At 35.8% G+C, this 23,880-nt stretch carries 25 protein-coding genes; 17 read left to right on the top strand and 8 right to left on the bottom strand.

The window, feature by feature from the left end; all coding sequences use genetic code 11:
* Window positions 1-63 precede the first annotated feature (63 nt).
* From ACZ1GR_RS05300 to ACZ1GR_RS05240, 13 genes are all read left to right on the top strand, one after another.
* A complete protein-coding gene (locus ACZ1GR_RS05300) occupies window positions 64-759 on the top strand; it encodes a hypothetical protein (RefSeq protein WP_472611170.1) in 696 nt (231 codons plus the stop codon).
* 155 nt (window positions 760-914) lie between these two features.
* On the top strand, window positions 915-1,331 hold the full coding sequence (locus ACZ1GR_RS05295) for a hypothetical protein (RefSeq protein WP_472611169.1): 417 nt from the start codon (window positions 915-917) through the stop codon (window positions 1,329-1,331).
* Between the two features lie 151 nt (window positions 1,332-1,482).
* On the top strand, window positions 1,483-2,658 hold the full coding sequence (locus ACZ1GR_RS05290) for a putative Ig domain-containing protein (RefSeq protein WP_472611168.1): 1,176 nt from the start codon (window positions 1,483-1,485) through the stop codon (window positions 2,656-2,658).
* 86 nt (window positions 2,659-2,744) lie between these two features.
* Window positions 2,745-3,785: a succinylglutamate desuccinylase/aspartoacylase family protein gene (locus tag ACZ1GR_RS05285; RefSeq protein WP_472611167.1), complete on the top strand. Its 1,041-nt coding sequence runs from the start codon at window positions 2,745-2,747 to the stop codon at window positions 3,783-3,785.
* Window positions 3,786-3,840: 55 nt separating this feature from the next.
* Entirely contained in the window at window positions 3,841-4,272 is a 432-nt protein-coding gene (locus tag ACZ1GR_RS05280; RefSeq protein ID WP_472611166.1) for an EthD family reductase, read from the top strand.
* Between the two features lie 7 nt (window positions 4,273-4,279).
* Window positions 4,280-4,738, top strand: a complete 459-nt coding sequence (locus ACZ1GR_RS05275) for a DUF1801 domain-containing protein (RefSeq protein WP_472611165.1) — start codon at window positions 4,280-4,282, stop codon at window positions 4,736-4,738.
* A gap of 107 nt (window positions 4,739-4,845) precedes the next feature.
* Window positions 4,846-6,024 (top strand): AIR synthase related protein, encoded by a 1,179-nt coding sequence (locus ACZ1GR_RS05270; RefSeq protein WP_472611164.1) that lies wholly within the window; start codon window positions 4,846-4,848, stop codon window positions 6,022-6,024.
* 49 nt (window positions 6,025-6,073) lie between these two features.
* Entirely contained in the window at window positions 6,074-6,532 is a 459-nt protein-coding gene (locus tag ACZ1GR_RS05265; protein ID WP_377765443.1) for a QcrA and Rieske domain-containing protein, read from the top strand.
* Window positions 6,533-6,546: 14 nt separating this feature from the next.
* On the top strand, window positions 6,547-6,978 hold the full coding sequence (locus tag ACZ1GR_RS05260) for a thioredoxin family protein (RefSeq protein WP_472611163.1): 432 nt from the start codon (window positions 6,547-6,549) through the stop codon (window positions 6,976-6,978).
* The gene (locus tag ACZ1GR_RS05255; protein ID WP_472611162.1) at window positions 6,978-7,973 is read left to right on the top strand and encodes an FAD:protein FMN transferase; all 996 of its coding nucleotides are present in this window, start codon (window positions 6,978-6,980) and stop codon (window positions 7,971-7,973) included. Before ACZ1GR_RS05260 ends, ACZ1GR_RS05255 begins: the two co-directional genes overlap by 1 nt.
* 8 nt (window positions 7,974-7,981) lie before the next feature.
* A complete protein-coding gene (locus tag ACZ1GR_RS05250; RefSeq protein ID WP_377765438.1) occupies window positions 7,982-8,191 on the top strand; it encodes a DUF4266 domain-containing protein in 210 nt (69 codons plus the stop codon).
* 291 nt (window positions 8,192-8,482) lie between these two features.
* Window positions 8,483-8,839 (top strand): bleomycin resistance protein, encoded by a 357-nt coding sequence (locus tag ACZ1GR_RS05245; RefSeq protein WP_377765436.1) that lies wholly within the window; start codon window positions 8,483-8,485, stop codon window positions 8,837-8,839.
* Window positions 8,836-10,113 carry a DUF3570 domain-containing protein gene (locus ACZ1GR_RS05240; RefSeq protein WP_472611161.1) on the top strand — a complete coding sequence of 426 codons (1,278 nt, stop codon included), beginning with the start codon at window positions 8,836-8,838 and terminating at the stop codon, window positions 10,111-10,113. Before ACZ1GR_RS05245 ends, ACZ1GR_RS05240 begins: the two co-directional genes overlap by 4 nt.
* On the opposite strand, the gene ACZ1GR_RS05235 is transcribed toward ACZ1GR_RS05240, so the two are convergent.
* Window positions 10,100-10,759: an ATP-binding cassette domain-containing protein gene (locus ACZ1GR_RS05235; protein WP_472611160.1), complete on the bottom strand. Its 660-nt coding sequence runs from the start codon at window positions 10,757-10,759 to the stop codon at window positions 10,100-10,102. The two genes, ACZ1GR_RS05240 and ACZ1GR_RS05235, sit on opposite strands and share 14 nt — an antisense overlap.
* A gap of 353 nt (window positions 10,760-11,112) precedes the next feature.
* On the opposite strand from ACZ1GR_RS05235, the gene prfA reads away from it, so the two are divergent.
* Both prfA and pyrF read left to right on the top strand, forming a co-directional pair.
* Window positions 11,113-12,189, top strand: a complete 1,077-nt coding sequence (gene prfA / locus ACZ1GR_RS05230) for a peptide chain release factor 1 (protein ID WP_472611159.1) — start codon at window positions 11,113-11,115, stop codon at window positions 12,187-12,189.
* Between the two features lie 89 nt (window positions 12,190-12,278).
* On the top strand, window positions 12,279-13,100 hold the full coding sequence (gene pyrF, locus ACZ1GR_RS05225; RefSeq protein WP_472611158.1) for an orotidine-5'-phosphate decarboxylase: 822 nt from the start codon (window positions 12,279-12,281) through the stop codon (window positions 13,098-13,100).
* Here pyrF and ACZ1GR_RS05220 read toward each other — a convergent pair.
* A complete protein-coding gene (locus tag ACZ1GR_RS05220; protein ID WP_472611157.1) occupies window positions 13,092-13,286 on the bottom strand; it encodes a hypothetical protein in 195 nt (64 codons plus the stop codon). The genes pyrF and ACZ1GR_RS05220 overlap by 9 nt on opposite strands.
* A gap of 180 nt (window positions 13,287-13,466) precedes the next feature.
* Between ACZ1GR_RS05220 and ACZ1GR_RS05215 the strand changes: the two genes are divergently transcribed.
* Complete coding sequence (locus ACZ1GR_RS05215) at window positions 13,467-14,249, top strand: alpha/beta fold hydrolase (RefSeq protein WP_377765427.1); 783 nt, start codon at window positions 13,467-13,469, stop codon at window positions 14,247-14,249.
* Window positions 14,246-14,758: a hypothetical protein gene (locus tag ACZ1GR_RS05210; protein ID WP_472611156.1), complete on the top strand. Its 513-nt coding sequence runs from the start codon at window positions 14,246-14,248 to the stop codon at window positions 14,756-14,758. Before ACZ1GR_RS05215 ends, ACZ1GR_RS05210 begins: the two co-directional genes overlap by 4 nt.
* Window positions 14,759-14,961: 203 nt before the next feature.
* Here ACZ1GR_RS05210 and ACZ1GR_RS05205 read toward each other — a convergent pair whose 3' ends face one another.
* From ACZ1GR_RS05205 to purU, 6 genes are all read right to left on the bottom strand, one after another.
* Window positions 14,962-15,657, bottom strand: a complete 696-nt coding sequence (locus ACZ1GR_RS05205; protein ID WP_472611155.1) for a hypothetical protein — start codon at window positions 15,655-15,657, stop codon at window positions 14,962-14,964.
* A gap of 73 nt (window positions 15,658-15,730) precedes the next feature.
* A complete protein-coding gene (locus tag ACZ1GR_RS05200; RefSeq protein ID WP_472611154.1) occupies window positions 15,731-17,146 on the bottom strand; it encodes a RagB/SusD family nutrient uptake outer membrane protein in 1,416 nt (471 codons plus the stop codon).
* A gap of 15 nt (window positions 17,147-17,161) precedes the next feature.
* The gene (locus ACZ1GR_RS05195) at window positions 17,162-20,179 is read right to left on the bottom strand and encodes a SusC/RagA family TonB-linked outer membrane protein (protein ID WP_472611153.1); all 3,018 of its coding nucleotides are present in this window, start codon (window positions 20,177-20,179) and stop codon (window positions 17,162-17,164) included.
* Window positions 20,180-20,410: 231 nt separating this feature from the next.
* Entirely contained in the window at window positions 20,411-21,943 is a 1,533-nt protein-coding gene (locus ACZ1GR_RS05190) for a helix-turn-helix domain-containing protein (protein WP_472611152.1), read from the bottom strand.
* Window positions 21,944-22,289: 346 nt separating this feature from the next.
* Window positions 22,290-23,003, bottom strand: a complete 714-nt coding sequence (locus ACZ1GR_RS05185) for a DUF4197 domain-containing protein (protein ID WP_472611151.1) — start codon at window positions 23,001-23,003, stop codon at window positions 22,290-22,292.
* A 28-nt stretch (window positions 23,004-23,031) separates the two neighbouring features.
* Window positions 23,032-23,880, bottom strand: coding sequence for a formyltetrahydrofolate deformylase (gene purU, locus ACZ1GR_RS05180; protein ID WP_472611150.1), 849 nt, complete (start codon window positions 23,878-23,880; stop codon window positions 23,032-23,034).

Raw genomic sequence — 23,880 nt, 5'->3', positions numbered from 1 at the left:
TAGTAATACTACTGAGCATAACAACTTGTATAATTAATTACTAACGGGAAAACGACAATCAAAATGAAAACTAAACTTATTTTAATTTTACTTACCTCTCTTCTAGTTGGTTGCTATGGAAAATCTGACAAAAAGGAAGAAGAAAATAAAATAAGCGAAAATAAGTTTGTAGAGGTTTATAAAGAGCCAAGACATAAACTAGTCTTTGAAAATAAGGATTTTAAAATTTTAGATGTTCAAATAAAACCGAACGATACAACATTGTTTCATAGACATATAAATCCAATGTTTTATGTTTCGCTTGGATGGCAAGACTATTCTGAACAATCAATAAATACTGATTGGAAAATTCCTACCAAAAAAGGTTTGCCGAATGGAAAAACGGTTTTGGATTCTACTTATCTAGCCCAAAATTTAATCCATAGAATTACTAATGTTGGAACAAAAACTTCGCGATTAATTGGAATCTTGAACACTGGTGACGGATTAAAGTTGAATAATGAATCGAATACTAGTGAATTATCTAATAGATGGTTTCGTTCAAAACGAATAGAACTGAACGGAAATGAAAGTCTTGCTTATCAAAAAATGGAATTCCCTACAATAATCATTAATATATCTGACAATGAAATTGAAGTTATTAAAGATAATAAAAGTAGCATCCATAATTTAATATGGCTAGTGTTAGAGGATATGACCCAATTGAAAAATACAAGTAATAATAAGATTGAAATGATTCAAATTGAGGTGTTGAAATAAAAACCAGCAGGCAACACCGTGTATGATTCAATGCTAGTAATAGCCTACTTACGAAAATCCTCGCGGATTTTCTATTCGGTTTCTATTTGCTAGTTTAGTTGCTGAAACACGCAACGAAATCATATGCAAGACCGTTGTACGCAATTATGATTTTAATGAAGAAGTATTTTATAATTCTATTGGGACTAACTTGTTTTTGTTTCACAAAATCTAATAATGACTTCAATATTGTTGGCAAATGGAAGTCTAAGGATAAAAGTGGAAAAGTCATAATTACTTTTGACGAAAAGGGTTATGCAATTTTTGAATCAAAGAAGAGAAAAATTGGCGGGCAAGAATTCTATTCGGATAATGGACGGAAATTTAGTCTTGAATATAAAGTTTCTCTTGATGAAATCCCTCACCAGCTTGACCTGATTTTCACAGATTTTAAAAGTGGCAAACAGAAAATTGATAAGTGTATTTTTAAAGTTGAGTCTAAAAATAAAATCTGGTTTTCCCGAAGTGAAAATGGAAAAAGGCCAGCAAAATTCATAACATATCCAACGGTTATCCTAAAAAGAATGAAGTAAACAGCATACAACAAGAGCCATAATTTATAGCTGCGTTTTGCCAAGTTCAAAATTATTACTTTTAATACAGCTTGATTTCAGTCGGACAATTCCCGTTGGGAATCGTCGCTACCATATCATACACAAATATGTTGTATATCATCAAAACCTAATGCTCAAAACAGTACTCCCATTTATTTTAATTCTTGTACTTAGTAGTTGCAAATCTGTTGTAGAGTCTAATGATTATTTTGGGCAATCTTACCCTGATAATACACCTGAGGTTTTTGCACCAAATATCGTTTCAAAAAAAAGCAGGTTTGAGCATGGCATTTCTTTTACTCCCAACATCAGAGAAGTACTTTTTGGCACCCTTAATGATGATTTTAGCGGTGACATATTTTACGCGAAAAAGACTAGTAAAGTGTGGTCCTCACCCACTTTGTTTAAACCTTTAAAAAACGAGAGCGTATACCTTCCTTGTTTTTCGCCTGATGGAAAGTCTATTTTATATGCTAAAAGTGGGGCCGATATAAGTACTGGGATTACTGATATTTGGATGTTAACTAAAATAGATGATTCTTGGGGTAATCCAAAAATAATGACTAGCCCGATCAGCTCTTTGTCAAGAGAAGCTTCGGCCTGTATGACTTTAGACAATACAATTTATTTTTCTTCGAACAGAAACTGTGAGGGTATCGAAAACTGTTACACTGCCGATTTGTTTTCATCAAAGTTGGATGGTGGTACATATCAAAATGCAGAAGTAATAGCTGAATTGGCTTCTGCTAGTGATGAAGAAAGTGTATTTGTTTCTCCAAAAGAAGATTTTATCATTTTTTGTCGTTTTACCAATGATAAAACTTGGATGGATTTGTATATAAGTTATCGTAACGTAAACAATGATTGGACTGCACCCATTATGCTCGATTCAAGCATTAATTCAAAAGATTGGGACAGGAGACCATTCGTAACCCTTGACAACAGATTTTTGTTTTTTACACGGCTACAATTTGTAGAAAATACCCTTGTAGAATCTGATATTTATTGGGTGAACACTTCAAAGGTGTTTAAGCCCTTTGTATTCAATTCGCTTTCTGACAAGACACTCAAGGTTGGAGAAAAATTTGAAATAGAGGTTCCTTCAAATTACTTCAAAGACATAAATGATAAGCTATTAACTTTAAAACTTAATCAAGAGGATTTTGATTGGCTAACTTTTGATGCTAAACAAATGAAGCTATCGGGGGTTCCTTCTCAAGAGGGTGATTTTGAATTGACTTTTACCGCTACTGACACCTCTTTAAATAATACAGAGGATAAGGTAGTTATTAGAGTGGTAAAGTAAATGCAATGTCAAAAATGGTATAAGGTCATCTGCCCCTGAATTCTTAACTTGACTTATTAATGATTCAAATAAAACTTTAGATTATAATGGTGAAAATCTTTTCTCTGCTGCTTACCTTTTTTATGGTTAGCAATGTACTTGCCCAAAATATTTTTCAAAAGAATTTCGAAAATGCAACAAGATCTTCGCATTCGCAGATGCGTATCGATTTTAAAGATAGCCTCGGTAATACGGCTTATCTGCCTATTTCTATAATTAAGGGTAAAACAAAAGGCCCTACTTTTACTATTGTTTCTGGGGTGCATGGTTTTGAGTACCCTCCAATTGTTGCGGTGCAACGACTACTAAAAGATATTGATGTTGATGAGCTCAAGGGTACTTTGATTATCATCCCAATCGCCAATACTGCCTCATTTTTTAAACGAACACCTTTTATCAATCCTCTTGATAAAAAGAATTTGAATAACGCCTTTCCGGGAAATGTGGCAGGTAGTGTTACGGAGCAAATAGCCTGGTTTATTACGGACAATATCATTCCAGTTTCCGATGTTTTTCTTGATGTTCACGGGGGAGATGCCTGCGAAGATTTGATACCCTTCGTGTGCTACTACAACAACACCAAAAGCACCGAGCAAACTGCATTGGCAAAGAAACTGTCTGAGAATAGCGGATTTGACTATGTTGTGTCCTATCCTTATACCATTTCAGATACAGACCCGGCAAAGTATGCTTTTAAACAAGCGGTACAAGATGGAAAAACTGCCTTAAGCATTGAATGTGGTAAAATGGGTAACGTGCAAGAAGAGAATGTAGGTTTAATAGAAAAAGGAATCTACAATATGTTGGCTACCATGGCCATGTACGATAAGGGTACCGGCCCAAACAAAAATATTAGCTATCTTAATAGTCAAACCTATATAAACGCCCAGGTCAAGGGTATTTTTTATAGTGTCTATAAGGCTGGCGATAGCGTTAAAAAAAATGACTTGGTGGGTTATACTTCCGATGAATTCGGAAAAGTAATAGAAGAGTATAGATCACCAAAAGATGGGGTTATTCTGTATAAACTGGCCACGCCACCTATAAATGAAGGCGATACTGTAATGTGCATTAGTTCTTCCGAATAAGGGCTAGCCTATTTTCTGTATCCAGCGAACTTGAAAATAATTTAAAAGGACTACTATGAAAACAAAATTTTACCTATTGATCTTTGCCATTGTCATTTTAACGGGCTGTCAAAGTAGGATAGCAGATAAGTCAGAAATTAAGGCAGGTATGGTCAAAGTGACCATAATGTATCCTAACAGCGAAGGAAAAACATTTGATATGGACTATTATGCGACTAAGCACATGCCCATGGTTGCTGAATTGTTAGGAGAGTCTTTAAAGTCTTTGTCCATAGATAAAGGTATATCAGGAAGAACACCAGATGACGACATACCATATGTAGCTATTGGATACTTGTATTTTAATAAGCTTTCAGACTATCAAGAATCTTTCGGACCTAACGCAAAAAAAATTGTTAGTGATATTCCCAATTACACCAATATTCAACCAATTATTCAAATTAGTGAAGTTTTTAAGGCTCCGAAGAAAAGTTTATCAGATAACTAGACAGGTTATGGAAGCTAATATTAAACTAATGGGGTTTATACAGCCTTATGATAAAAGAATTCAAGAGTTAACAATTCAATTGCGAGATTATGTGGTCAATTTGGTTCCCGAGGCCAATGAACTAATTTGGGATAATTACAATGCGGTGGCAATGGCATATTCTAAATCTGAAAAACTAAAAGACGCTTTTTGTCATATTTCGGTATATGCTAAACATGTGAACTTTGGATTCAATAGAGGTGCAGAATTGAAGAACAATAGTGTGAAACTGGAAGGGAAAGGGAAATTGATTAGACATATTTCCTTAACGGCGTTTGAATCTTTTCCTAAAGAGGCAATGGAGAAAATGATTTGGGATGCTGTTGAAATTTCCGAAAAGTATAATACAGACTTACGTGAAAAGCAAACAACTGGCAAGAGTTTGGTCATGTCGGTTTCTGAAAAGAAAATAAGACCAATGAAATAACTAATTTAGTTTTTGAGAAGGATGTTAATAAGCAAGATATACTACTCTAGTTCTCTTTTGTAATTTTCAATCAACTACTTTCCTTATTTTTGCGCAAAACCGATTAGATGTCCTCAGACGCCAGTAAAAGATATGCCCAGCGAGGTGTTTCCGCTTCAAAAGAAGATGTTCATAATGCCATAAAGAATATAGATAAAGGGCTTTTTCCCAAAGCGTTTTGTAAGATTGTTCCTGACCATTTAACGGGCAGTGAAGACCACTGTTTGGTGATGCATGCCGATGGGGCGGGTACCAAGTCTTCGCTAGCTTATATGTATTGGAAGGAAACTGGTGATGTTTCTGTTTGGAAAGGTATTGCGCAAGATGCGCTCATTATGAACATAGATGATTTAATTTGTGTTGGCGCGACCGATAACATCATGCTTTCTTCCACCATCGGCCGTAATAAAAATTTGATTCCAGGAGAAGTGATTTCAGCAATTATCAATGGTACTGAAGAATTGATTGCAGATTTAAAAGATTACGGAATGACCATTCATTCCACAGGGGGTGAAACTGCCGATGTAGGCGATTTGGTGAGAACCATAATCGTTGATTCTACGGTTACTGCAAGAATGGAGCGTAATAAGGTTATAGACAATGCCAATATAAAAGTAGGAGATGTTATTGTCGGGCTTGCTTCTTTCGGCCAAGCTACCTATGAAAAAGAATACAATGGCGGTATGGGAAGCAATGGTCTGACCTCTGCGCGCCATGATGTATTCTCAAAGTATTTAGCGGAGAAATATCCAGAAAGCTTTGATGCCTCGGTACCTGAAAATTTAGTGTATTCAGGTAAAACAAAACTAACTGATTCGGTAGAAAATGCCCCGCTTGATGCGGGTAAATTGGTATTATCGCCAACACGAACATATGCGCCCATTGTAAAGCGCATTCTTGAAAAATATAGCGCTCAAGAAATTCATGGTATGGTGCATTGCAGTGGAGGAGCCCAGACCAAAATCCTCCACTTTGTAGATACGCTACACATCATAAAAGATAATCTTTTTGATGTGCCACCTTTGTTTAAATTAATTCAAGGGCAGTCAGGCACGGATTGGAAAGAAATGTATCAAGTATTTAACTGTGGGCATCGCCTTGAGTTGTACGTTGATGCGGAGATTGCCGAAGACTTAATTTCAATCTCGGAAGCTTTTAATGTTGGTGCTAAAATTATAGGTCGTGTGGAAGAAAGTACGGCCAAAAGGCTTACTATTAAAAGTGAATACGGAACATTTAAGTACTAGTCATACGATTCGTTAAAATCTCACGTTCTTTTAATAAACATATCACGCTATGGAAAGAAAAGAATTTTTGAGAAGCCTTGGAGCAGGCGCCGCTTTTGCCCTTACATTTCCTTGTTTAAACGGATGCTCTTCCGACTCGGAAGATTTGGAAACATTTCCAGAACCTACAGGGGTTGATTTTACCGTTGATTTAACAGATGCGAATTCGGCACCACTTGCCAATAATGGAGGTTTTATTTTGGCAAAATCGAACCCGGCCGATAGATTGACCGATATTGTTGTCGCACGGAATTTAGAAGGTAATTTTGTGGCCGCTAGCCAAATATGTAGCCATCAACAAACAGATGCTGTCCGTTTTATCAGCGAGGATGGCGGTATTTTCAGATGTTCTACTCATGGCTCTAGATTTAGTCAAACGGGTACTCCTTTAAATTCTGTTACAAATAATCCGCTTAAAGTATTTCAAACAGAATTAAATGGCGACATACTTCGCGTTTTTGAAAGCTAAATGTTTTATGACTCATGAAGTATCTGCTAGCTAGTGTTGTACTTTTTTTTTCAGTAGGAGTGTCGGCTCAAGACTGGAAACAGGATTATAGTGAAGCCTTGGAAAAGGCAACTAAAGAGAATAAACCCTTAATTCTTGTATTTTCGGGTTCAGATTGGTGCCCTCCATGTAAACGATTGGATAAGAATATTTGGACATCAGAAAAGTTTATTCAATTCTCTTCAGAAAGGTATGTGTTGTATAAAGCAGATTTTCCTAGAAAAAAAATAAATAAACTCCCCCAAGAGCAGTTAGATCAAAATAAAAGATTGGCCGAAAGATTTAACCCAAAAGGCCATTATCCCTTGGTTTTGGTGCTGGATAAGTCAGAGCAGGTTCTTGGTTCTACCGGATACCAAAAAATAAGCCCAGAAGCTTATATCGCTGTTCTGAACTCTTTTCTATAATGAAACAAATCGCTGTAATTCTTTGCTTTTTCTGTTTCCTTTCCTATGGTCAGGAACGAGAAAAACTTGTTACGGTGAAAAAGGTTTTGAAACTCATGGGAACCCGTTTTGAGTTAACGGTTGTTGCCCAAAACGAAGAGATTGGCTATATAAATATTCAAGAGGCGGTATCGGAAATTACCAGAATCGAAAAGATGATTTCATCATGGGATGCCCATAGCGAAACTTCCTTGATTAATAAAAATGCAGGAATCAAACCGGTAAAAGTGAGCATGGAACTCTTTAGGCTAATTGAGCGCGCCAAGAAAATTTCTGAGATTACTGATGGCGCTTTTGATATCTCGTATGCCTCCATGGATAAAATTTGGCGTTTTGATGGTAAAATGGATAAGTTGCCTACAGAAACGGCCATAACTTCTTCAATAGCGAAAATAGGGTATAAGAAAATACTACTTGACAAAGAAAGACAGACCGTTTTTTTAGAAGAAGAAGGAATGCGTATTGGGTTTGGAGCAATAGGTAAGGGCTTCGCCGCCGATAGAACCAAAGAACTTTTAATCTCAAAAGGGGTAAAGGCCGGACTTATCAATGCATCAGGTGATTTAACTACTTGGGGCACAAAGGCTACTGGAGAAAAGTGGATGATCGGTATTGCAAATCCGCTTAGTAAGAATAAGGTGTTTTCATGGCTTCCGGTTGTAGAGTCTTCTGTAGCAACTTCAGGCAATTACGAAAAGTATATAATGTTCAAAGGCGAAAAATATTCCCATATTATAGATCCAAGAACCGGGTACCCGACCAAGGGTATAAATAGCGTTTCGATTTTCGCAAAAGATGCGGAGCTCTGCGATGCTTTGGCAACAGCGGTTTTTATATTGGGTAGAGATAGTGGCATACATTTAATCAATCAAATACCTGGAGTTGAGGTTGTTGTGGTAGATGGTGCGAATAAAATCCATAAAAGCTCAGGTATTTTGTTCGATAATAATCAGTAGTTTTAGCTATGCGTAAAATATTTGTTGCAATACTGTTGCTGATTTGTTCTACTTCTTGTGTGGCTGTTAAAGAGTATGATAAAATTTATTTAAACGATAGCGACATGCAATTGAGCGCAAAATCGGTAGAGCGGTTCGAAACCAATTTTCAGCTTTATAGAGAAGCTTCTTCTGGAGCTAATGGCGGAAAAACTGGCGGAGGCTGCGGATGTAATTAAGTGAGACTCATTTTTAGCGCTGCTAAAAATGTCTAGTCGAACTTACCCTGAGCTTGGCGAAGGGTCTTTTTGATATGATGATAGGTCTGTGACTCATTTTTAGCGCTGCTAAAAATGTCTAGTCGAACTTACCCTGAGCTTGGCGAAGGGTCTTTTTGATATGATGATAGGTTTATGACTCATTTTTAGCGCTGCTAAAAATGTCTAGTCGAACGTATCCTGAGCTTGGCGAAGGGTCTTTTTGATTTGACGGCAGGCCTTTGTAATTTTTTAATCCTTTATAAAGAAAAAATGCTAACGACAATTAACCCTAAACTTCCAATGCGGAATAAAACCGTAACTGAAGATTATTATATTAATAAACTTGGTTTTGTGAAATTTGGAGTTGCAGATTACCCTGACTACTTGATGTTGCAAAAAGATAGTATTCAAATCCATTTTTTTCAGTTTAAAGGATTAAGACCAAAAAAGAATTATGGGCAGGTTTATATTCGTACTAGTGAGATTGACAAATTATATAGGGAATTTATAGCTAATGGTATAGCTATTCATCCAAACGGAGCTTTAGAAACCAAACCTTGGGGGCAAAAAGAATTTTCGTTACTTGACCCAGATAGTAACTTACTAACTTTTGGTCAGGAGCTATGAAGAAAATTGTAGAAATACTTATTCTATTTTCTGCAATTGGCATATTTGCCCAGCAAAATGATACGTCCTACAAAAAAAGGGTTCTTGAGACCGGTGAGTTAGATGTATTATTTAGTTATTACAATCAAGATGGTCAAAATGCTGCAGTTACTGGTGGCGAGGGTACCGAAGAATTGACCGATGCCACTTCTACATTAGTATTAAGAATGCCCTTAAACGAAGATGATGTGCTAACCGTAGATGTAGGTATATCTGCTTATACTTCGGCATCATCAAGTAATGTAAATCCTTTAGATGGCACTAACCCTAATGTAACTCCGTTTGATGCTTCATCGGGGGAGTCGAGAAAAGACGTGTTGGCCTATTTCAATCCTACTTACCAACATAGTTCTGATGACCGGAATTCTATTTGGAGCGCTAATGCCTATGTATCTAATGAGTATGATTATTTCTCGATAGGTTTTGGAGGTTCTTATGCCAAACTTTTTAATGAAAGAAATACCGAAATTTCTATAAGCGGAAGAGTGTTTTTAGATAACTGGAATTCGCAATACCCAATAGAATTAAGGCAAGGATTTTTTGATGATAGGGTTACAGGAGTCGGTGCCTATGCCCCAAACTTCTCAGAATTTACTAATGAGAAAAGAAACACTTATTCGGTTTCCTTTTCTTTTTCGCAGATTCTTACTAAAAAATTACAGGGCTCCCTATTTATTGATTTGGTCTCTCAACAGGGTTTATTAAGCACTCCTTTTCAGCGTGTTTATTTTGGTGATATCAATGATTTCTTTATTGATGATTTTCAATTGGCAGATGATATTGAAAGACTGCCAGAATCAAGATTTAAAATTCCTGTTGGCGGACGTTTGAACTATTATTTAAACGATGCTGTCGTATTACGCTCTTATTACCGTTTTTATTATGACGATTGGGGAATAATTGCTCACACAGCCAATATAGAAGCACCAATAAAGTTGAATGATAAATTTACCCTTTACCCCAGCTACCGTTATTACACCCAAAGTGGAGCTGACTATTTTTACGCAAAAGAGGATGCCTTGTCAACTTTTGATTTTTACACATCTGACTATGATTTATCAGAATATCAAGCTAATCAATTTGGATTTGGACTGCAGTATAAAGACATTTTCAATAGTGCAAAATTTTTCTTTTTTGGCCTTAAAACAATAGACCTTCGCTATAGTTATTATGATAGAAGTGACGGGTTAAATGCTTCAATATTTACCTTAGGAACTACTTTTATTTTAGATTAAGTTTTAGATAACCTTCATTGCGTAGATCTTTTTCGTCCTTTATTAATTTAGAACTTCTGTTTTTTATTAAATAGATGCTATCACTCAATTGCAAAATATCATCATAAAAGTGGTCTGTAATGATAATTGCTTTATGTTTTTTTTGTCGAGTTAGAATTTTTTTGAATTCAGCCACGTAAAGCGGAGCGATAAACGAAAATGGCTCATCTAATAGAATAATTTCTTGTTTGGCAAAAATTATCAAATAGGTCTCTATAATGCGAATTTCACCACTGGACAGTTGATTCATCTTAACATTTTCATACCTGCTAAAAGAATCAAAATGAGCTATAAAATCCTCCCATTTCAGTTCGTGAAGTTTGAATGCCGATTTTAGTTTAATATTTTTTGGCAGTAAACTATACTGGGGCAGATAGGCCATTTTTCCTGTGGCATAGCCTTTTACGGTAATAGTTTTTGAATTTATTCGTATTGTACTGTATTTTGGTGTTAAGCTTCCAAAGATAATCTCTAATAAGCAAGATTTTCCACATCCGTTACGACCTAAGATGCCGGTTATTTTACCTTTTTCGGCTTTAAGATAAATGCTGCTGAGTATTTTTTTGTTGCCAAAGCTTAATTCAATATTATCTGCTTCTAAAACCAAATTTTCACCATTATTAAGATTGAGATAAACAGGATGAGATCAAATACAAAACTAATAACGAATAACATGTTTTTTGATAGCCCTAAATTATTGTAGAAAGTAAAACGCTTATTTAGATTATTTTCTAATTGAAAGATGTATGTTACCGCCCAGAATATAATTTTAAATAGTATAATCGAGATTATAGGGATTTTCAACATTGAAAATAGAACGCTTAAAACGGTCGAAACCATCAAAAGATATTTTGAAAAAAAGAAAACTAAATAATAAGTTTTACGCAGGAATAGGATGCCCATAGGTTTTACTAAATGTACAAATTAATTGTAAATTCGCATTTTAAGGAGGATTGAACTATGCTAGATAAATTGAATATTGTAAAGCAGCGTTTTGATGAGGTTTCGGACTTGATTATTCAGCCCGATATTATTTCAGACCAAAAGCAATACGTAAAGCTGAACAAAGAATATAAAGATTTAAAAGCCCTTGTAGACAAGCGTGACTTGTACATTGAACTTACTAATAATTTAAGTGAGGCAGAAGAGATTATCTCTGACGGAAGTGATGCAGAAATGGTTGAAATGGCCAAGATGCAGTATGACGAAGCAAAAGAAGCTATTCCTAAACTGGAAGAAGAGATAAAACTAATGCTCATCCCCAAAGACCCTGAAGATGAAAAGAACGTAGTGATGGAAGTTCGTGCCGGTACCGGGGGCGATGAGGCAAGTATTTTTGCGGGAGATTTGTATAGGATGTATGCTAAGTATTGTGAATCTAAAGGTTGGAAAACCAACATCATCGATTTAAGTGAAGGTACTAGTGGGGGATATAAAGAAATACACTTTGAAGTTAATGGCGAAGATGTGTATGGAACTTTAAAATTCGAAGCGGGCGTGCACCGTGTACAACGTGTTCCGCAGACAGAAACACAGGGTAGGGTACATACAAGTGCCGCGACAGTAATGGTTATTCCAGAAGCAGAGGATTTTGATGTTCAAATCGACCCTAAAGATGTTCGTATTGATTTTTTCTGTTCATCCGGTCCAGGAGGTCAGTCGGTTAACACGACATATTCGGCAGTGCGTTTAACACACGTTCCAACCGGTTTGGTAGCGCAGTGTCAGGATCAAAAATCACAGCACAAGAATAAAGAAAAAGCCTTTAAGGTGTTACGTTCTAGATTGTACGATTTAGAATTGGCAAAGAAACAGGAAGAAGATGCGGCTAAACGTAATTCTCAGGTGAGCAGTGGTGACCGTTCAGCTAAGATTCGTACTTACAATTATCCACAAGGAAGGGTTACAGACCATAGAATTGGATTGACCTTATATGACTTACAGAATATTATCAATGGAGATATTCAGAAAATCATAGATGAGTTGATGTTGGTAGAAAATACCGAGAAATTGAAAGAAGCTTCAGAGATATTTTAAGAATAGCTAAAGCTGTCCGTTCGAGCGCAGTCGAGAACTTTGGACATGAATATTTAATGACCTCTCGACTGCGCTCGAGGAGACAAAGGATGAAGATAGAGACACTGATTGACCAAATCAACAAGAAAAAATCGTTCCTCTGTGTTGGCTTGGATACAGATTTAGAAAAGATTCCGAATCACCTTTTAAAGGAAGAAGACCCAATTTTCAGCTTTAATAAGGCAATTATTGATGCGACCCAAGAATTTTGTGTGGCCTACAAGCCTAATATTGCATTTTATGAGGCTTATGGACTAAATGGTTGGAAATCGCTTGAGAAGACCGTTAATTACCTTAATTTAAATTATCCCGAGCAATTCACTATCGCAGATGCAAAAAGAGGGGATATTGGAAATACATCTACTCGTTATGCAAAAGCCTTTTTCGAAGAGCTGGCTTTTGACTCCATAACCATTGCGCCTTATATGGGTAGGGATTCGGTAGAGCCTTTTCTGGAATTTACAGATAAACATACCATTTTATTGGCATTGACTTCAAATCAAGGTGCTTTTGATTTTCAGACTAAAAAAGTCAACGAGAAAGAACTTTATAAAGAGGTGTTGAGCGTCTCTAAGAGCTATAAAAATTCAGAAAACCTTATGTATGTAGTTGGTGCTACAAAAGCTGAATATCTCAGAGATATTCGCGAAATAATTCCTGATAGCTTTTTATTGGTGCCAGGTGTTGGTGCTCAAGGCGGAAGCTTGCAAGAAGTGTGCAATTATGGCCTAAATTCTAACGTAGGTTTATTGGTAAATTCTTCTCGCGGAATTATTTATGCTTCTACGGAAGAAGACTTCGCTTATAAGGCAGCTTTGAAAGCAAAAGAAATGCAAATTCAAATGGCCGAAGAGTTAAAAAAACTATACTAGATTCTCAAGTATCTTCTTGATGTTTTGGGCTTTGCGCTCAAAAAACTCACCAAGTTTAGTGTCCATATAATTGGCATCCATAGCTTTGCTTAAAAAGTCCTCATATCGGTATTGTAATATCGCTACAGAATGGCTTCCACTTGTTATTGGAGTCACAGCTCCAACTCTACAATATTGATTTTCCATAATTCAAAAGATTTGTTCTAACAAAGATACGTTTGAAACTATGTTTTGGACTACTGTGATTTAGTCTACACACCTAAAAATCAGGCAGTTTGTCTAATTTTTAACTAATAATTAGTAACAAGGCGACGATTTCTGGGTTTCGTTGGCTAAAAATTAACGTACTTTTATAAAAATTTAAGCTTGCTTCACTATACCAAGTATTTACATAAAACTTCAGATGAATGGGTAACCTTTGTGCATGGTGCAGGAGGAAGCTCTACAATTTGGTATAAACAGCTCCGCGATTTTAAAAAACACTTCAATATTCTTTTACTCGATTTAAGGGGTCATGGCAATTCAAAGCCTAACTTAAAAGATGCTTTTAGTGATAAATATACCTTTGATTCGATTACAGACGATATTGTTGAGGTAATCGACCATGAAAGTATTAAGAAGTCTCATTTTATTGGAATATCGTTAGGAACTATTTTAATACGCAATCTTGCTGAAAAATATCCTGATAGGGTATCGAGTATGGTAATGGGCGGGGCAATTATGAAATTGAACCTTCGATCTCAGGTTTTAATGCGATTGGGCGTTATTTTCAAATCAATTGTACCGTATATCTGGTTGTACAAATTTTTTGCCTTTGTAATCATGCCGAATAAAAACCATAGAGAGTCGCGTTCGTTGTTCGTAAGAGAAGCAAAAAAATTATATCAAAAAGAATTCATAAGATGGTTTAAACTTACTTCGGAGATTAATCCGTTGCTTCGTTTTTTTAGAACCGTAGATATTGAAATCCCAACATTGTATATCATGGGAGGAGAAGACTATCTTTTTCTGCCAACCATTGAAAAGGTGGTGAAGTCGCACCGCATGTCTCAACTTGCGGTAATTGATAATTGTGGTCATGTTGTAAACGTTGAACAACCGATTGTTTTTAATAATAAGGTAATACACTATTTATCTAATTTGAAATGATTTCCGTAAAGGGTATACTGACCAATTTAATGTTGCTACTTGTTTTCACAGTATCGTCACAAGAAGTAGCTTGTAGTTGTTGCTCTGAAAATCACAAGGACTTTGATTTTTGGTTAGGTAGTTGGAGCGTCACGAATGCTGATGGTTCAAAGGCGGGTACCAATACGATTACAAAAGACCAAGACAACTGTATTTTAAGAGAAAATTGGGTTAGTGCTACCGCAGGTTATACAGGTGCTAGCGTTAACTTCTACAATTTGAAAACAGCGCAATGGGAACAACTCTGGATCGATAATTCTGGCAACCATTTAAAGTTAAAGGGAAATAGAGTTGGGAATCGAATGATTATGTCTTCAGATGAATTTAAAAATGAAGATGGTAAGCTGTACGTAAATCGAATTACTTGGACTTTAAATGACGATGGTACTGTGAGACAATTATGGGAAGTTTTGCACAATGAAAAGGCGGTGAATATACTTTTTGATGGACATTATACTCCAATAAAGTAAACTATATAAAGACGACTCTGAAGATTTTGATAGCTAATTCAAATAAATCACCCTAAAAATGAGACATATTTTTTTTTAGAAGTATGTATCAGAGCCGCCTTATATAGTTAAGCTGAGTGTAAATAAACACCATAAATAAAACACTTTGGGTAATCCTTATAAACCATTACCCGCTCCCGATAGATAATTACTATGTTTGTTTTTTACTGAAAATAATAGTTCAGAATTTTGATCAAATCCTCTTCTGAGGATATTTTTAGGTTTTGCATTCTGATGTACTTGCTCATTTCTTTAGCTCTGTTTCCAAAAAAGTTTGGAAAAACTTTCTTTTTTCTTGGTAACTCTAACAAATGACCTGGATTTTTCTCGAGATTCATTACATAATAGATAGCATCTAGTGGTATAAATTCGGGGTCTGTTGCCGGTTCATAACTGCTCTTGGCAGGCTTCGCAGGTTGAAATTTTATGCGATGTTTTTTGTATAGCTTGTAGTTTTTAGAAGTATGTATACTTTCAAAAAAAGTATTCTCTATTTCTCCATCGGTATTAATAAATTGTTGTGTTTCATAAGTGCCCGTACCATCTAATAATTCGATTTTGTATTGATATTTTTTAGATAGATTTAATATGTTGTTGTCTTCCTTTTTGAGTTGAATAATATTATCCACTGGGTCAAATCGCACTAAGTGTGATCCAGAAAGACCCTCAATCTTTGCCAGTTTAAAATCGGCATAGATATACTTAGATCCTTGGGCATTGGCGTACTTTTTATTATTGACATCTATAAAAAAGGCAAGATCTTGTAATGTGCTGTTACTATTTGGTGGTTGCAGTTGTGAATACCCCGATAGGGTATACAAGATTGCTAAACCGAAGATTATTCTTTTTGATTTGTACATAGCTTTTAATTTATGAAAAAACCACCACCCAATTAAATTGAATGATGGTTTCTCAATTGATTGATGAAATTATTTAAAAATTACCCGGATTTTGAGTAATGTTTGGATTGTTTGTGGTTTCATCTTCCACTATAGGGAATATAACCTTATTGGCTCCAGGTGCCGAAGCGGCACCGCCATCGGGTCTAAGGTTTAAGTTATTCCTAAGTAAGTCCATTCTTCTATGACCTTCAAAACAAAGCTCTTTTCTTCTTTCCAGCGCAATAGCATCCAGATCAACAGAAGCAAGATTTCCTAAACCTGCACGAGTTCGAAGTAGATTAATGTCGTTTAAAGGACTGTCTCCTACAGATGAACCATTTCTTAGGTTCGCTTCAGCACGAATTAAATACATTTCTGTAATGCGAAGCGCCATACCATCTGAAGCATTGTTCACAACGTCAGGATATTTGGTGGTGAAAAAGGTATCGTTACCACCCGCATCTGATGCAGCCTGAGAGAGTTCACTAAATCTTCTATCACCAGCTTCCGCAGCAAATGCATCTATCAACTCTTGGCTGAAAGGTGCATCTCCTCTACCACCTGGTGCGGGATTATAAAAATTCACATAAACTTCATCAGATCCGGCGTTTTCTTGCGGACCATCTGTAGGGGTATTAACCACTACAAAGATGTGTTCTGAGGAGTTAGGGTTGTCATCATAGAAATCATAATCGCTAGCTAAGGTATATTCGCCTGAAGTAATTACTTGATTTGCCAAGTCTGCCGCTTCGGCCCATTGCTCTCGATACAACGCTAATCTAGCTAATAAAGCTCTAGCGGCCCCAGCTTCTGCTCTTACCCCATTATCTTCAGGTAAGGCTGCTGCCGCATCCAATAGGTCTTGCTCAATAAAAGCATGAACTTCGTTTACGGTAGACCTTTCTAATTGAAATTCAGATATATCACCGCCTTCAAAAGGTTGTGTCACGAGTGGAATACCAAGATTAGTTCCATTTGAAAATTGGAATGGCTGTGCAAATAAATTCACCAGCTGAAAGTTGGTGATAGCTCGTAAGAACTTTGCTTCTGCTACAAAAACTGTTTTATCAGCTTCTGTAAGACCAGTGACATCATCTACACTTACTTCAGGCAGATTTACAATTATATTGTTTGCAGCGCCAATCAATTCATATCCATCTAGCCATATATTATCTATAGTAGCATTCGTAGCTAATGTTTCAAATTGATCTATTTCTTGTAGAGAAGGAAAACTTCCAACGAAGTTTACATTGTCAGCCATAAAATCTGACATTAACTGTGGATTTCCATTTAAATCTCCACTTTGATTTTTACTGTAGATACCTACCACAGCACCGTTAATTGTAGCAAAACTACCAAATACAGTATTTGAAGCAACATTATCTTCAGGTACAACATCTAACTGATCTTCACATGAAAAAGCAAAGATTATTGCTAGAAATGCCATTGTTATTTTTATCGTTTTCATTTCTATTTTTTTTAGTTAAAATTGTATTCTTGCTCCGAACGAGTAAGATTTTGCTTGTGGCGCTGTAAAGAATGATTCTCCTTGAAATAAAGGATCAATATCATCTGTCACCTCTGGATCAATACCATCCATTTCATCAGCTTTGATGGTGAATAGATTAGTAGCGGTTGCATATAACCTTATGGACTGAAAGAGACCTCCCAGTTTATCCAAGGCTTGTTGAGGAAGACTATACCCAAGAGTAACATTCTTTAACCTCAAGTAAGAAGCGTCAAGTTGTTGTTGGCTGGATCTTTGGTTGAACAGGTTAAAAGTAGAACTGGTAGGGCTCGGTAAAAACGCATTATCACCGGGTTGTCTCCAATAATTCAAGTTTTGTCTTCTAATATTTACAATACCGCCAATGGCATCATTTCCATCAGCAAAACGTAAACCATCGATTACAACTTCGTTACCATATGAGTAATTCATTAAGAATGACAAATCGAAATTCTTATAGTTGATGATATTTGTAATACCTCCTGAAAAATCTGGTAACGGACTTCCGGTAACAACACGATCATTTGAGCTTGGGTTGTTTGTGATATTTCCATCAACATCTAGCCATTCGGCATCACCTGTTTGCGGATTTACTCCTACGTAGCGTATTAAGAAGAAGTTGTTCAATGATTCTCCTTCGATAGCTCTTTGAATAGGTCCGTCTATAATTCGTCTACCCTGTGTATCAGTAGCTGCATCTTCGTTTAATCGCAACACCTTGTTTTTAATAGAGGTTAAGTTGAAGTTAGTTCTCCACGTAAAATTTTCTTTTCTAACATTTACGGTGTTCAACTCAAACTCCCAACCTGTATTTTCCATTTCACCGATATTTCTACTGATACTAGTAAAACCTGTTTGTGGTGGTAAAACCTGATTCAATAATAAATCACTAGTGGTTTTTTGGAAATAAGATGCATTAAATGTTACTCTACCATTTAAAAATGTAGATTTAAGGCCAATATCCAAAGTTTCACTTTCTTCCCATTTTAAGTCAGGATTTTCAGGTTGATTTGGAATTACACCAGATTCTCCATTGTAATCTGCAATAGGTCCGGCATTAAACAATCCTAATGAAGGGAAAGTTCCTAATCTATCATTACCTACGGTACCTATACTTGCCCTAAGGGATAGAAAATCAAAGAAGTTCAGATCTCGAATAAAGTCTTCTTCAGATAGTGTCCAACCCGCTGCTGCCGACCAGAAATATCCAAATCGATTATTTGCCCCAAACCTTGAGGAGCCATCTCTACGAATAGATCCTTCCGCAATATATTTTCCTTTGTAGTCGTAAGTGACTCTTGAGAACAAACCGAACAGCCTAGACGGAAATCTATCTCCGTTTAATACCGTAGGTGTGGAGCCAGAACCTAAATTACGCAGGTCGTCTGTAAGAAAACCTGTTGAAGATACATTTGAGCGTGTTCTTAATGTTTCCTCGTAATTAAGACCTAATAGTACCGTTAGGCTATGATCTTCAGCAAAAGTATCTGTATAATTCAGAGTTTGGTTAGTCAGCCAACGATCCTCATTAACAAATATTTGCTGTGCGAATCCACCTGGTGAATTGAATTCAGCATTTCTAATAAATTCCTCTAAACTTAATTTATCAATACCAAACTCTGAACGCCAAGTTAAACCTTTAATAGGAGTAACTTCGGTAAAAGCATTACCGATAACACGAAAAGTTTTAAGCTCATCTGTATTTAAAGCAACACGAGCAAAAATATTAGGAATAAAAGAACCAGATTGCGCAAAATTACCTTCATCATCAAATGCACGTACAACTGGGCTTTGAAGAAATGCCGTAGTAAAAGGAGCATTGATATTGTTCTCTACACCAACTCTATTTAAGCGGTTGTTAGTAACCCCCAGATTCATTCCAGCTTTTAACCACTCCGTAACTTCTGTGTCTATATTAATTCTTGCACCAGCTCTTTGCTGATCATTACCAACAATAAAACCTTCGGTGTCTTGAAAATCCAATCCAAAGAAGAAAGAAGTTTTTTCGCTACCTCCTCTAATACCTAAGTTATAGTTTTGAGAAATTCCTGTTCGTTGTACACCCCCTAACCAGTCAGTACCTCCAGAACCTAAAGCTCCTAATCCTAAATCTTCAGGAGATGTAGGTGTACCATTTTGTAAGGTTGCTACTTCTGACTTAAACTGACGAAATTCGTCTGCCGTTAATATATCTGGAACATCTGTGGATTCAGAATACGCGGTATTTACGTCTAATGTAACCGAAGTTCTAGAGTTCTTTCTACCTTTTTTAGTAGTAATCAAAATTACACCGTTAGCTCCACGAGAACCGTAAATAGATGTTGCACCAGCATCTTTTAAAACCGTTAAAGATGCAATATCATTTGGGTTAACATAAGATAGTGGGTTGATACCCGTATTTCCACCTCTATTTAAGGTATTACCGGCGGTATCTGTAATAGGTACCCCGTCAATCACTATAAGTGGTTGACTACCTGAGTTAATTGAGTTAACCCCTCTTACCCTAATAACGGCGGCAGACCCGAGAACCCCAGATGCATTTACAATTTGGGTACCAGCACTTTGCCCCTGTAATAATTGATCTGCGGAAACCACTTGCAAATTCTCAATGGCCTCTTCTTTAACAATACCCACATTTTGAATAATTTTTCGTTCTTCTTGATTACCATAACCAACAACAACGACTTCTTCAAGCGCCTGGGTGTCTTGTTCCATCTGAACATTTATAGTATCAGATGCCCCCACAGTAATTTCAACCGTTTTTTGTCCTAAATAGGAAAAAACCAATACGTCTCCAGTACTTGCCTGAATAGTATAGTTTCCATCAAAATCTGATTGCGTACCGGTAATGGTACCTTTTACCAAAATGTTTACTCCTGGTAGCGGCAAACCTTCAAAATCGGTAATTGCTCCAGTTACATTTTTTTGTTGTGCGAATACGGAGAAAATCCCCATTAAAAAGAGCATGCACAACCATTTAGTCCTGTTTTTCATACTTAACTATTGTTTTGAGTTAGAATGTAAGTACAGCCCTGACGTTTTGATGACTAATTCAAATAATTACTCTAATAGAAAATGAGACCAAAGTCTAGTCTTTTCGTGTAAGCGTAAATGTCTCAGGGCTGTCTACATTTTTAAGTTATTAGGTCAAATTAACAGCGTGAGCAATGGTTTTCAGGAAAGTCCTATAAACGTTTACTAATCCGATAAATGTTTACTAGTAATTTACGCCTGTATTTGCGGGGTAAGTCTTTGAAATTGACTAGGGGTGAGCTGGGTGTCTTTTTTAAAGGCCTTATTAAAAGTTACCTTATTGTTATAGCCTACCTCATAGGCTATATCTATAATATTCAAATTGCGTTGTTGATCATCGGTTAAAATTTTCTTGGCTTCTTCAATTCTATATTTATTTACCAACTCATGAAAACTAACCTTAAAATGTTCGTTTATGACTTGTGAAGCATTATGTCTTGAAGTGTTCAATTTATGGGCTACCATTTCTAAGTTAATATCATTTTCTTTATAGATTTTTTCGTCTTTAAAAAGATGCTCTAAGTGATTCCTTAGTTCTAATGATAAACTCGTTGTAAGACCGGACTTTTCGTATTTCGGAAATAGACGATTGGTATAAGAAATCACGCCATTAAAGACGCTTGGCTGAATGTTTGCGGAATAACCAATATACAGTACCATTAAAGCCATACTGCCCAATTGAAAATGATAGAAAAAACCAGAAGAAATGGAATTACCAATTAAGATTCCATAAATAGCATATGATAAAATATACAAGAAATGGATATGGTAAAGATTTCGCTGCCAAACACTATTTGATTTTTCAGTACCATTTCTTTTAGAACTATCTAGATACAGTTTTCTTATAAAAAACCCGTATACAATTAAGGAGGTTAATTTAAGCAAGACTATGGTTACTAATTGTTCGGAATCTGATGGATTAAAACCATTTTGTACCCTAGATAACATTAAGGATAATTTATCACTAGTGCTTAGTGCATAAATAGGAACGATATAAATTAAGAAAAGAACAGTAGGCAATAAGTGCAATATGTCACTATATTTAAAAAAATGCTTATGAACTACTTTTTTAAAATAAAGGTACAATAAGGGCCCGTATAAGAAAGAAAAACAAGTAGACATTAAATAAGAATGGGGATATTCAAATTGATAGTTTGATATGACTAGACCAATATGGAATATGAAAAAGGAATGAATGAAGATAAATCCGCTAATTAGAAGTCTAGCGGAAAGTCTTATTTTCTTATTGAAATTGAGCATTAGTACGGTATAGAAACCTATAAATGCTACAAAAAGATAAAAGAAAGACCAAAAACTTAGGTTCGGGGTGTACTTTTCTAAAACTGCTTTGAATAGGTAAGTATCCCTAATATCATCAAAACCTTCATGATTTAAAAAATCTGTATTGAATTCTTGAAGCAAGTAGGATTCAATGTATTCAATAGATTTCTCGGTATTTCCGAGTCCAGCTTGACTTAATGCAAGCTTTTTTAAGAATTTTGATTTATTAACCCCTTTTTGCTCTAACCCTTTTCCATATAACCTTATGGCGTCTTCAAATCGCTGAATATTATAATAATAGTCAGCCCAGCGAATAGAATCCTGCGGAAAAGCCAAGTTAATATTATCTTTTTCAAGTATCGTATTCGCGGGTGTGATTGCACCAAATACAATTTTCGTGGCTAGCAGGAGCAAGAAAAGTATTTTTACTTTCAATGAACCCATTTTTTGATTGATGAATTAGCACTACCCTACAAGGTAAAAAATGTTAGAGGTTGAAATCTTAAATAAATCTTAAAAAAAGTAAATCCCGATAAGATGTTACCTTTTAACAAGTGAAATTGAAGTTATAATTTGTTTGAATATAAACTACTGACTATCAAAATATTAATTGCATAAACAAAAAAAACCGATGCGGACACCGGTTTTAAACTAACTAACTCAAAAAAATGTTAACTCAAATAAACTTTTACAAAATTCATTTAAAAGGCTTTTATCAAGGTTGAATGAATTTTAGCAATATGTTATAATTGCTACGCTTTCTTAAAACAGTAACGGTTTTTTTTGAGTCTTATTGTCTGCCTTGATCTTGAAGAGCAAAAACCTTCTTGAGAATATCGGTCGTGCGAGACGATATTTTTGTTCTTATCGCTTTTTCTTCAATCTCGACCATAGTAAATACCCCATCAAGAGCTTCTTGGGTCACATAGTCGGTCAAATTAGGATTTACATCACTTGTAAGCGGGATATTATTGTATTTGGTAATTAGGTTTTCCCATATCTTATCAGCACCAACTTTCTCAAAAGAGTTTTTGATTATCGGATTGAACTTTTCGTACAATTTGGTTTCTGTTCCTTGTTGCAAATAGTTCGTTGCCGCATTATTGCTTCCGAGTAATATATTTTTTGCATCATTAAAAGTTATTCCTTTTATAGCTTCCACAAAAATTGGGGTCGCTTCGCTTACGGCATCTTCTGCAGCTCTATTTAATACTTTTAGGCCCTCGTCGGCAAGGTTGCCAAGGCCAATATTTCTTAAGGTGTTGTCAACTTTTTTCAATTCCTCCGGAAGTAGTATTTTGACTAGTTCATTTTTGTAGAAGCCATCTTTTAAGGTTAATTTACTTACCTGCTTTTCAATGCCCATATTAAGGGCTTCTTTTAGACCTAGAGCTATTTCGGCATTTCCTAAAGTGCCACCTTGAGGCAATTGATTAACCACCTGTTGTAGCTCGGCACAGCCCATCAACTGAAAAATTATAAGAAATATGACTATTTTTTTCATGATAATTTGTTTAAGGTAAAGGTACCATTTATGAAAATACCAAAGTTTTATTATTGCACACCATGGTTTTTCTGTCTATATGGAGTTTAACAGCGGTAGAAAGAACAATTTTTTCCAGGTCTTTTCCTTTGGTAATAAAATCTTTAATAGAATGCGAATGGGTGACTCGAGTTACACCTTGCTCTATTATTGGCCCGGCATCCAATTCTTCGGTAACATAATGACTTGTAGCACCAATTATTTTTACGCCTCGCTTGAATGCCGCATGGTAAGGCTTAGCTCCCGCAAAGGCGGGTAAAAAGGAATGATGAATGTTTATAATCTTATTAGGGTATTCATTAATTAACTTTGTTGAAACTATTTGCATATACCTTGCTAAAACAATAAAGTCTATCTGGTGTTTTTTCAATAACCCCAATTGCTTTGATTCAGCCAGGTCTTTTGATTCTTTGGATACTGGGATATGGTAAAAAGGAACATCAAATTGTTGGGCTATGTAGGCCAAATCATCATGGTTGCTGATTATAAAAGGAATTTCAACTGCAAGCTCTCCCGAATTATATCTGCTCAACAAGTCATATAGGCAATGGTTGTATTTAGAAACAAAAATCGCCATTTTGGGTTTAACATCTTGAGCGTGCGAACTCCACTGCATATTATAGCTATTCCCTAATTGCGAATTAAAGTCAATATCAAAATTGGTTTTATTGAAACCATTATCAAACTCACATTCAATACGCATAAAGAAGACGTTTGTTTCTGTATCAACATGCTGGTCTAAATAAACAACATTTCCACCTTTTTTGTGTAAAAAGTGGGTAACGGCACTGATTATGCCAATTTGGTCCGTGCAATGTATTACTATAGTAAGCTTCAA

The sequence above is a fragment of the Croceitalea sp. W27 genome (assembly GCF_055693185.1).
The sequence above is the reverse complement of the archived record's forward strand: the minus strand, read 5'-3'. Positions and strand labels throughout refer to the sequence as shown.

Bases quoted from the DNA above. Each gene is read 5' to 3' on its own strand.
- prfA (WP_472611159.1), top strand. From the start codon at position 11,113: ATGCTAGATAAATTGAATATTGTAAAGCAGCGTTTTGATGAGGTTTCG.
- ACZ1GR_RS05210 (WP_472611156.1), top strand. From the start codon at position 14,246: ATGATTTCCGTAAAGGGTATACTGACCAATTTAATGTTGCTACTTGTT.
- pyrF (WP_472611158.1), top strand. From the start codon at position 12,279: ATGAAGATAGAGACACTGATTGACCAAATCAACAAGAAAAAATCGTTC.
- ACZ1GR_RS05295 (WP_472611169.1), top strand. From the start codon at position 915: ATGAAGAAGTATTTTATAATTCTATTGGGACTAACTTGTTTTTGTTTC.
- ACZ1GR_RS05255 (WP_472611162.1), top strand. From the start codon at position 6,978: ATGAAACAAATCGCTGTAATTCTTTGCTTTTTCTGTTTCCTTTCCTAT.
- ACZ1GR_RS05220 (WP_472611157.1), bottom strand. From the start codon at position 13,286: ATGGAAAATCAATATTGTAGAGTTGGAGCTGTGACTCCAATAACAAGT.
- ACZ1GR_RS05190 (WP_472611152.1), bottom strand. From the start codon at position 21,943: ATGGGTTCATTGAAAGTAAAAATACTTTTCTTGCTCCTGCTAGCCACG.
- ACZ1GR_RS05275 (WP_472611165.1), top strand. From the start codon at position 4,280: ATGGAAGCTAATATTAAACTAATGGGGTTTATACAGCCTTATGATAAA.
- ACZ1GR_RS05300 (WP_472611170.1), top strand. From the start codon at position 64: ATGAAAACTAAACTTATTTTAATTTTACTTACCTCTCTTCTAGTTGGT.
- ACZ1GR_RS05240 (WP_472611161.1), top strand. From the start codon at position 8,836: ATGAAGAAAATTGTAGAAATACTTATTCTATTTTCTGCAATTGGCATA.
- ACZ1GR_RS05265 (WP_377765443.1), top strand. From the start codon at position 6,074: ATGGAAAGAAAAGAATTTTTGAGAAGCCTTGGAGCAGGCGCCGCTTTT.
- ACZ1GR_RS05195 (WP_472611153.1), bottom strand. From the start codon at position 20,179: ATGAAAAACAGGACTAAATGGTTGTGCATGCTCTTTTTAATGGGGATT.
- ACZ1GR_RS05280 (WP_472611166.1), top strand. From the start codon at position 3,841: ATGAAAACAAAATTTTACCTATTGATCTTTGCCATTGTCATTTTAACG.
- ACZ1GR_RS05285 (WP_472611167.1), top strand. From the start codon at position 2,745: ATGGTGAAAATCTTTTCTCTGCTGCTTACCTTTTTTATGGTTAGCAAT.
- ACZ1GR_RS05290 (WP_472611168.1), top strand. From the start codon at position 1,483: ATGCTCAAAACAGTACTCCCATTTATTTTAATTCTTGTACTTAGTAGT.
- ACZ1GR_RS05260 (WP_472611163.1), top strand. From the start codon at position 6,547: ATGAAGTATCTGCTAGCTAGTGTTGTACTTTTTTTTTCAGTAGGAGTG.
- ACZ1GR_RS05245 (WP_377765436.1), top strand. From the start codon at position 8,483: ATGCTAACGACAATTAACCCTAAACTTCCAATGCGGAATAAAACCGTA.
- ACZ1GR_RS05185 (WP_472611151.1), bottom strand. From the start codon at position 23,003: ATGAAAAAAATAGTCATATTTCTTATAATTTTTCAGTTGATGGGCTGT.
- ACZ1GR_RS05270 (WP_472611164.1), top strand. From the start codon at position 4,846: ATGTCCTCAGACGCCAGTAAAAGATATGCCCAGCGAGGTGTTTCCGCT.
- ACZ1GR_RS05200 (WP_472611154.1), bottom strand. From the start codon at position 17,146: ATGAAAACGATAAAAATAACAATGGCATTTCTAGCAATAATCTTTGCT.
- ACZ1GR_RS05205 (WP_472611155.1), bottom strand. From the start codon at position 15,657: ATGTACAAATCAAAAAGAATAATCTTCGGTTTAGCAATCTTGTATACC.
- ACZ1GR_RS05250 (WP_377765438.1), top strand. From the start codon at position 7,982: ATGCGTAAAATATTTGTTGCAATACTGTTGCTGATTTGTTCTACTTCT.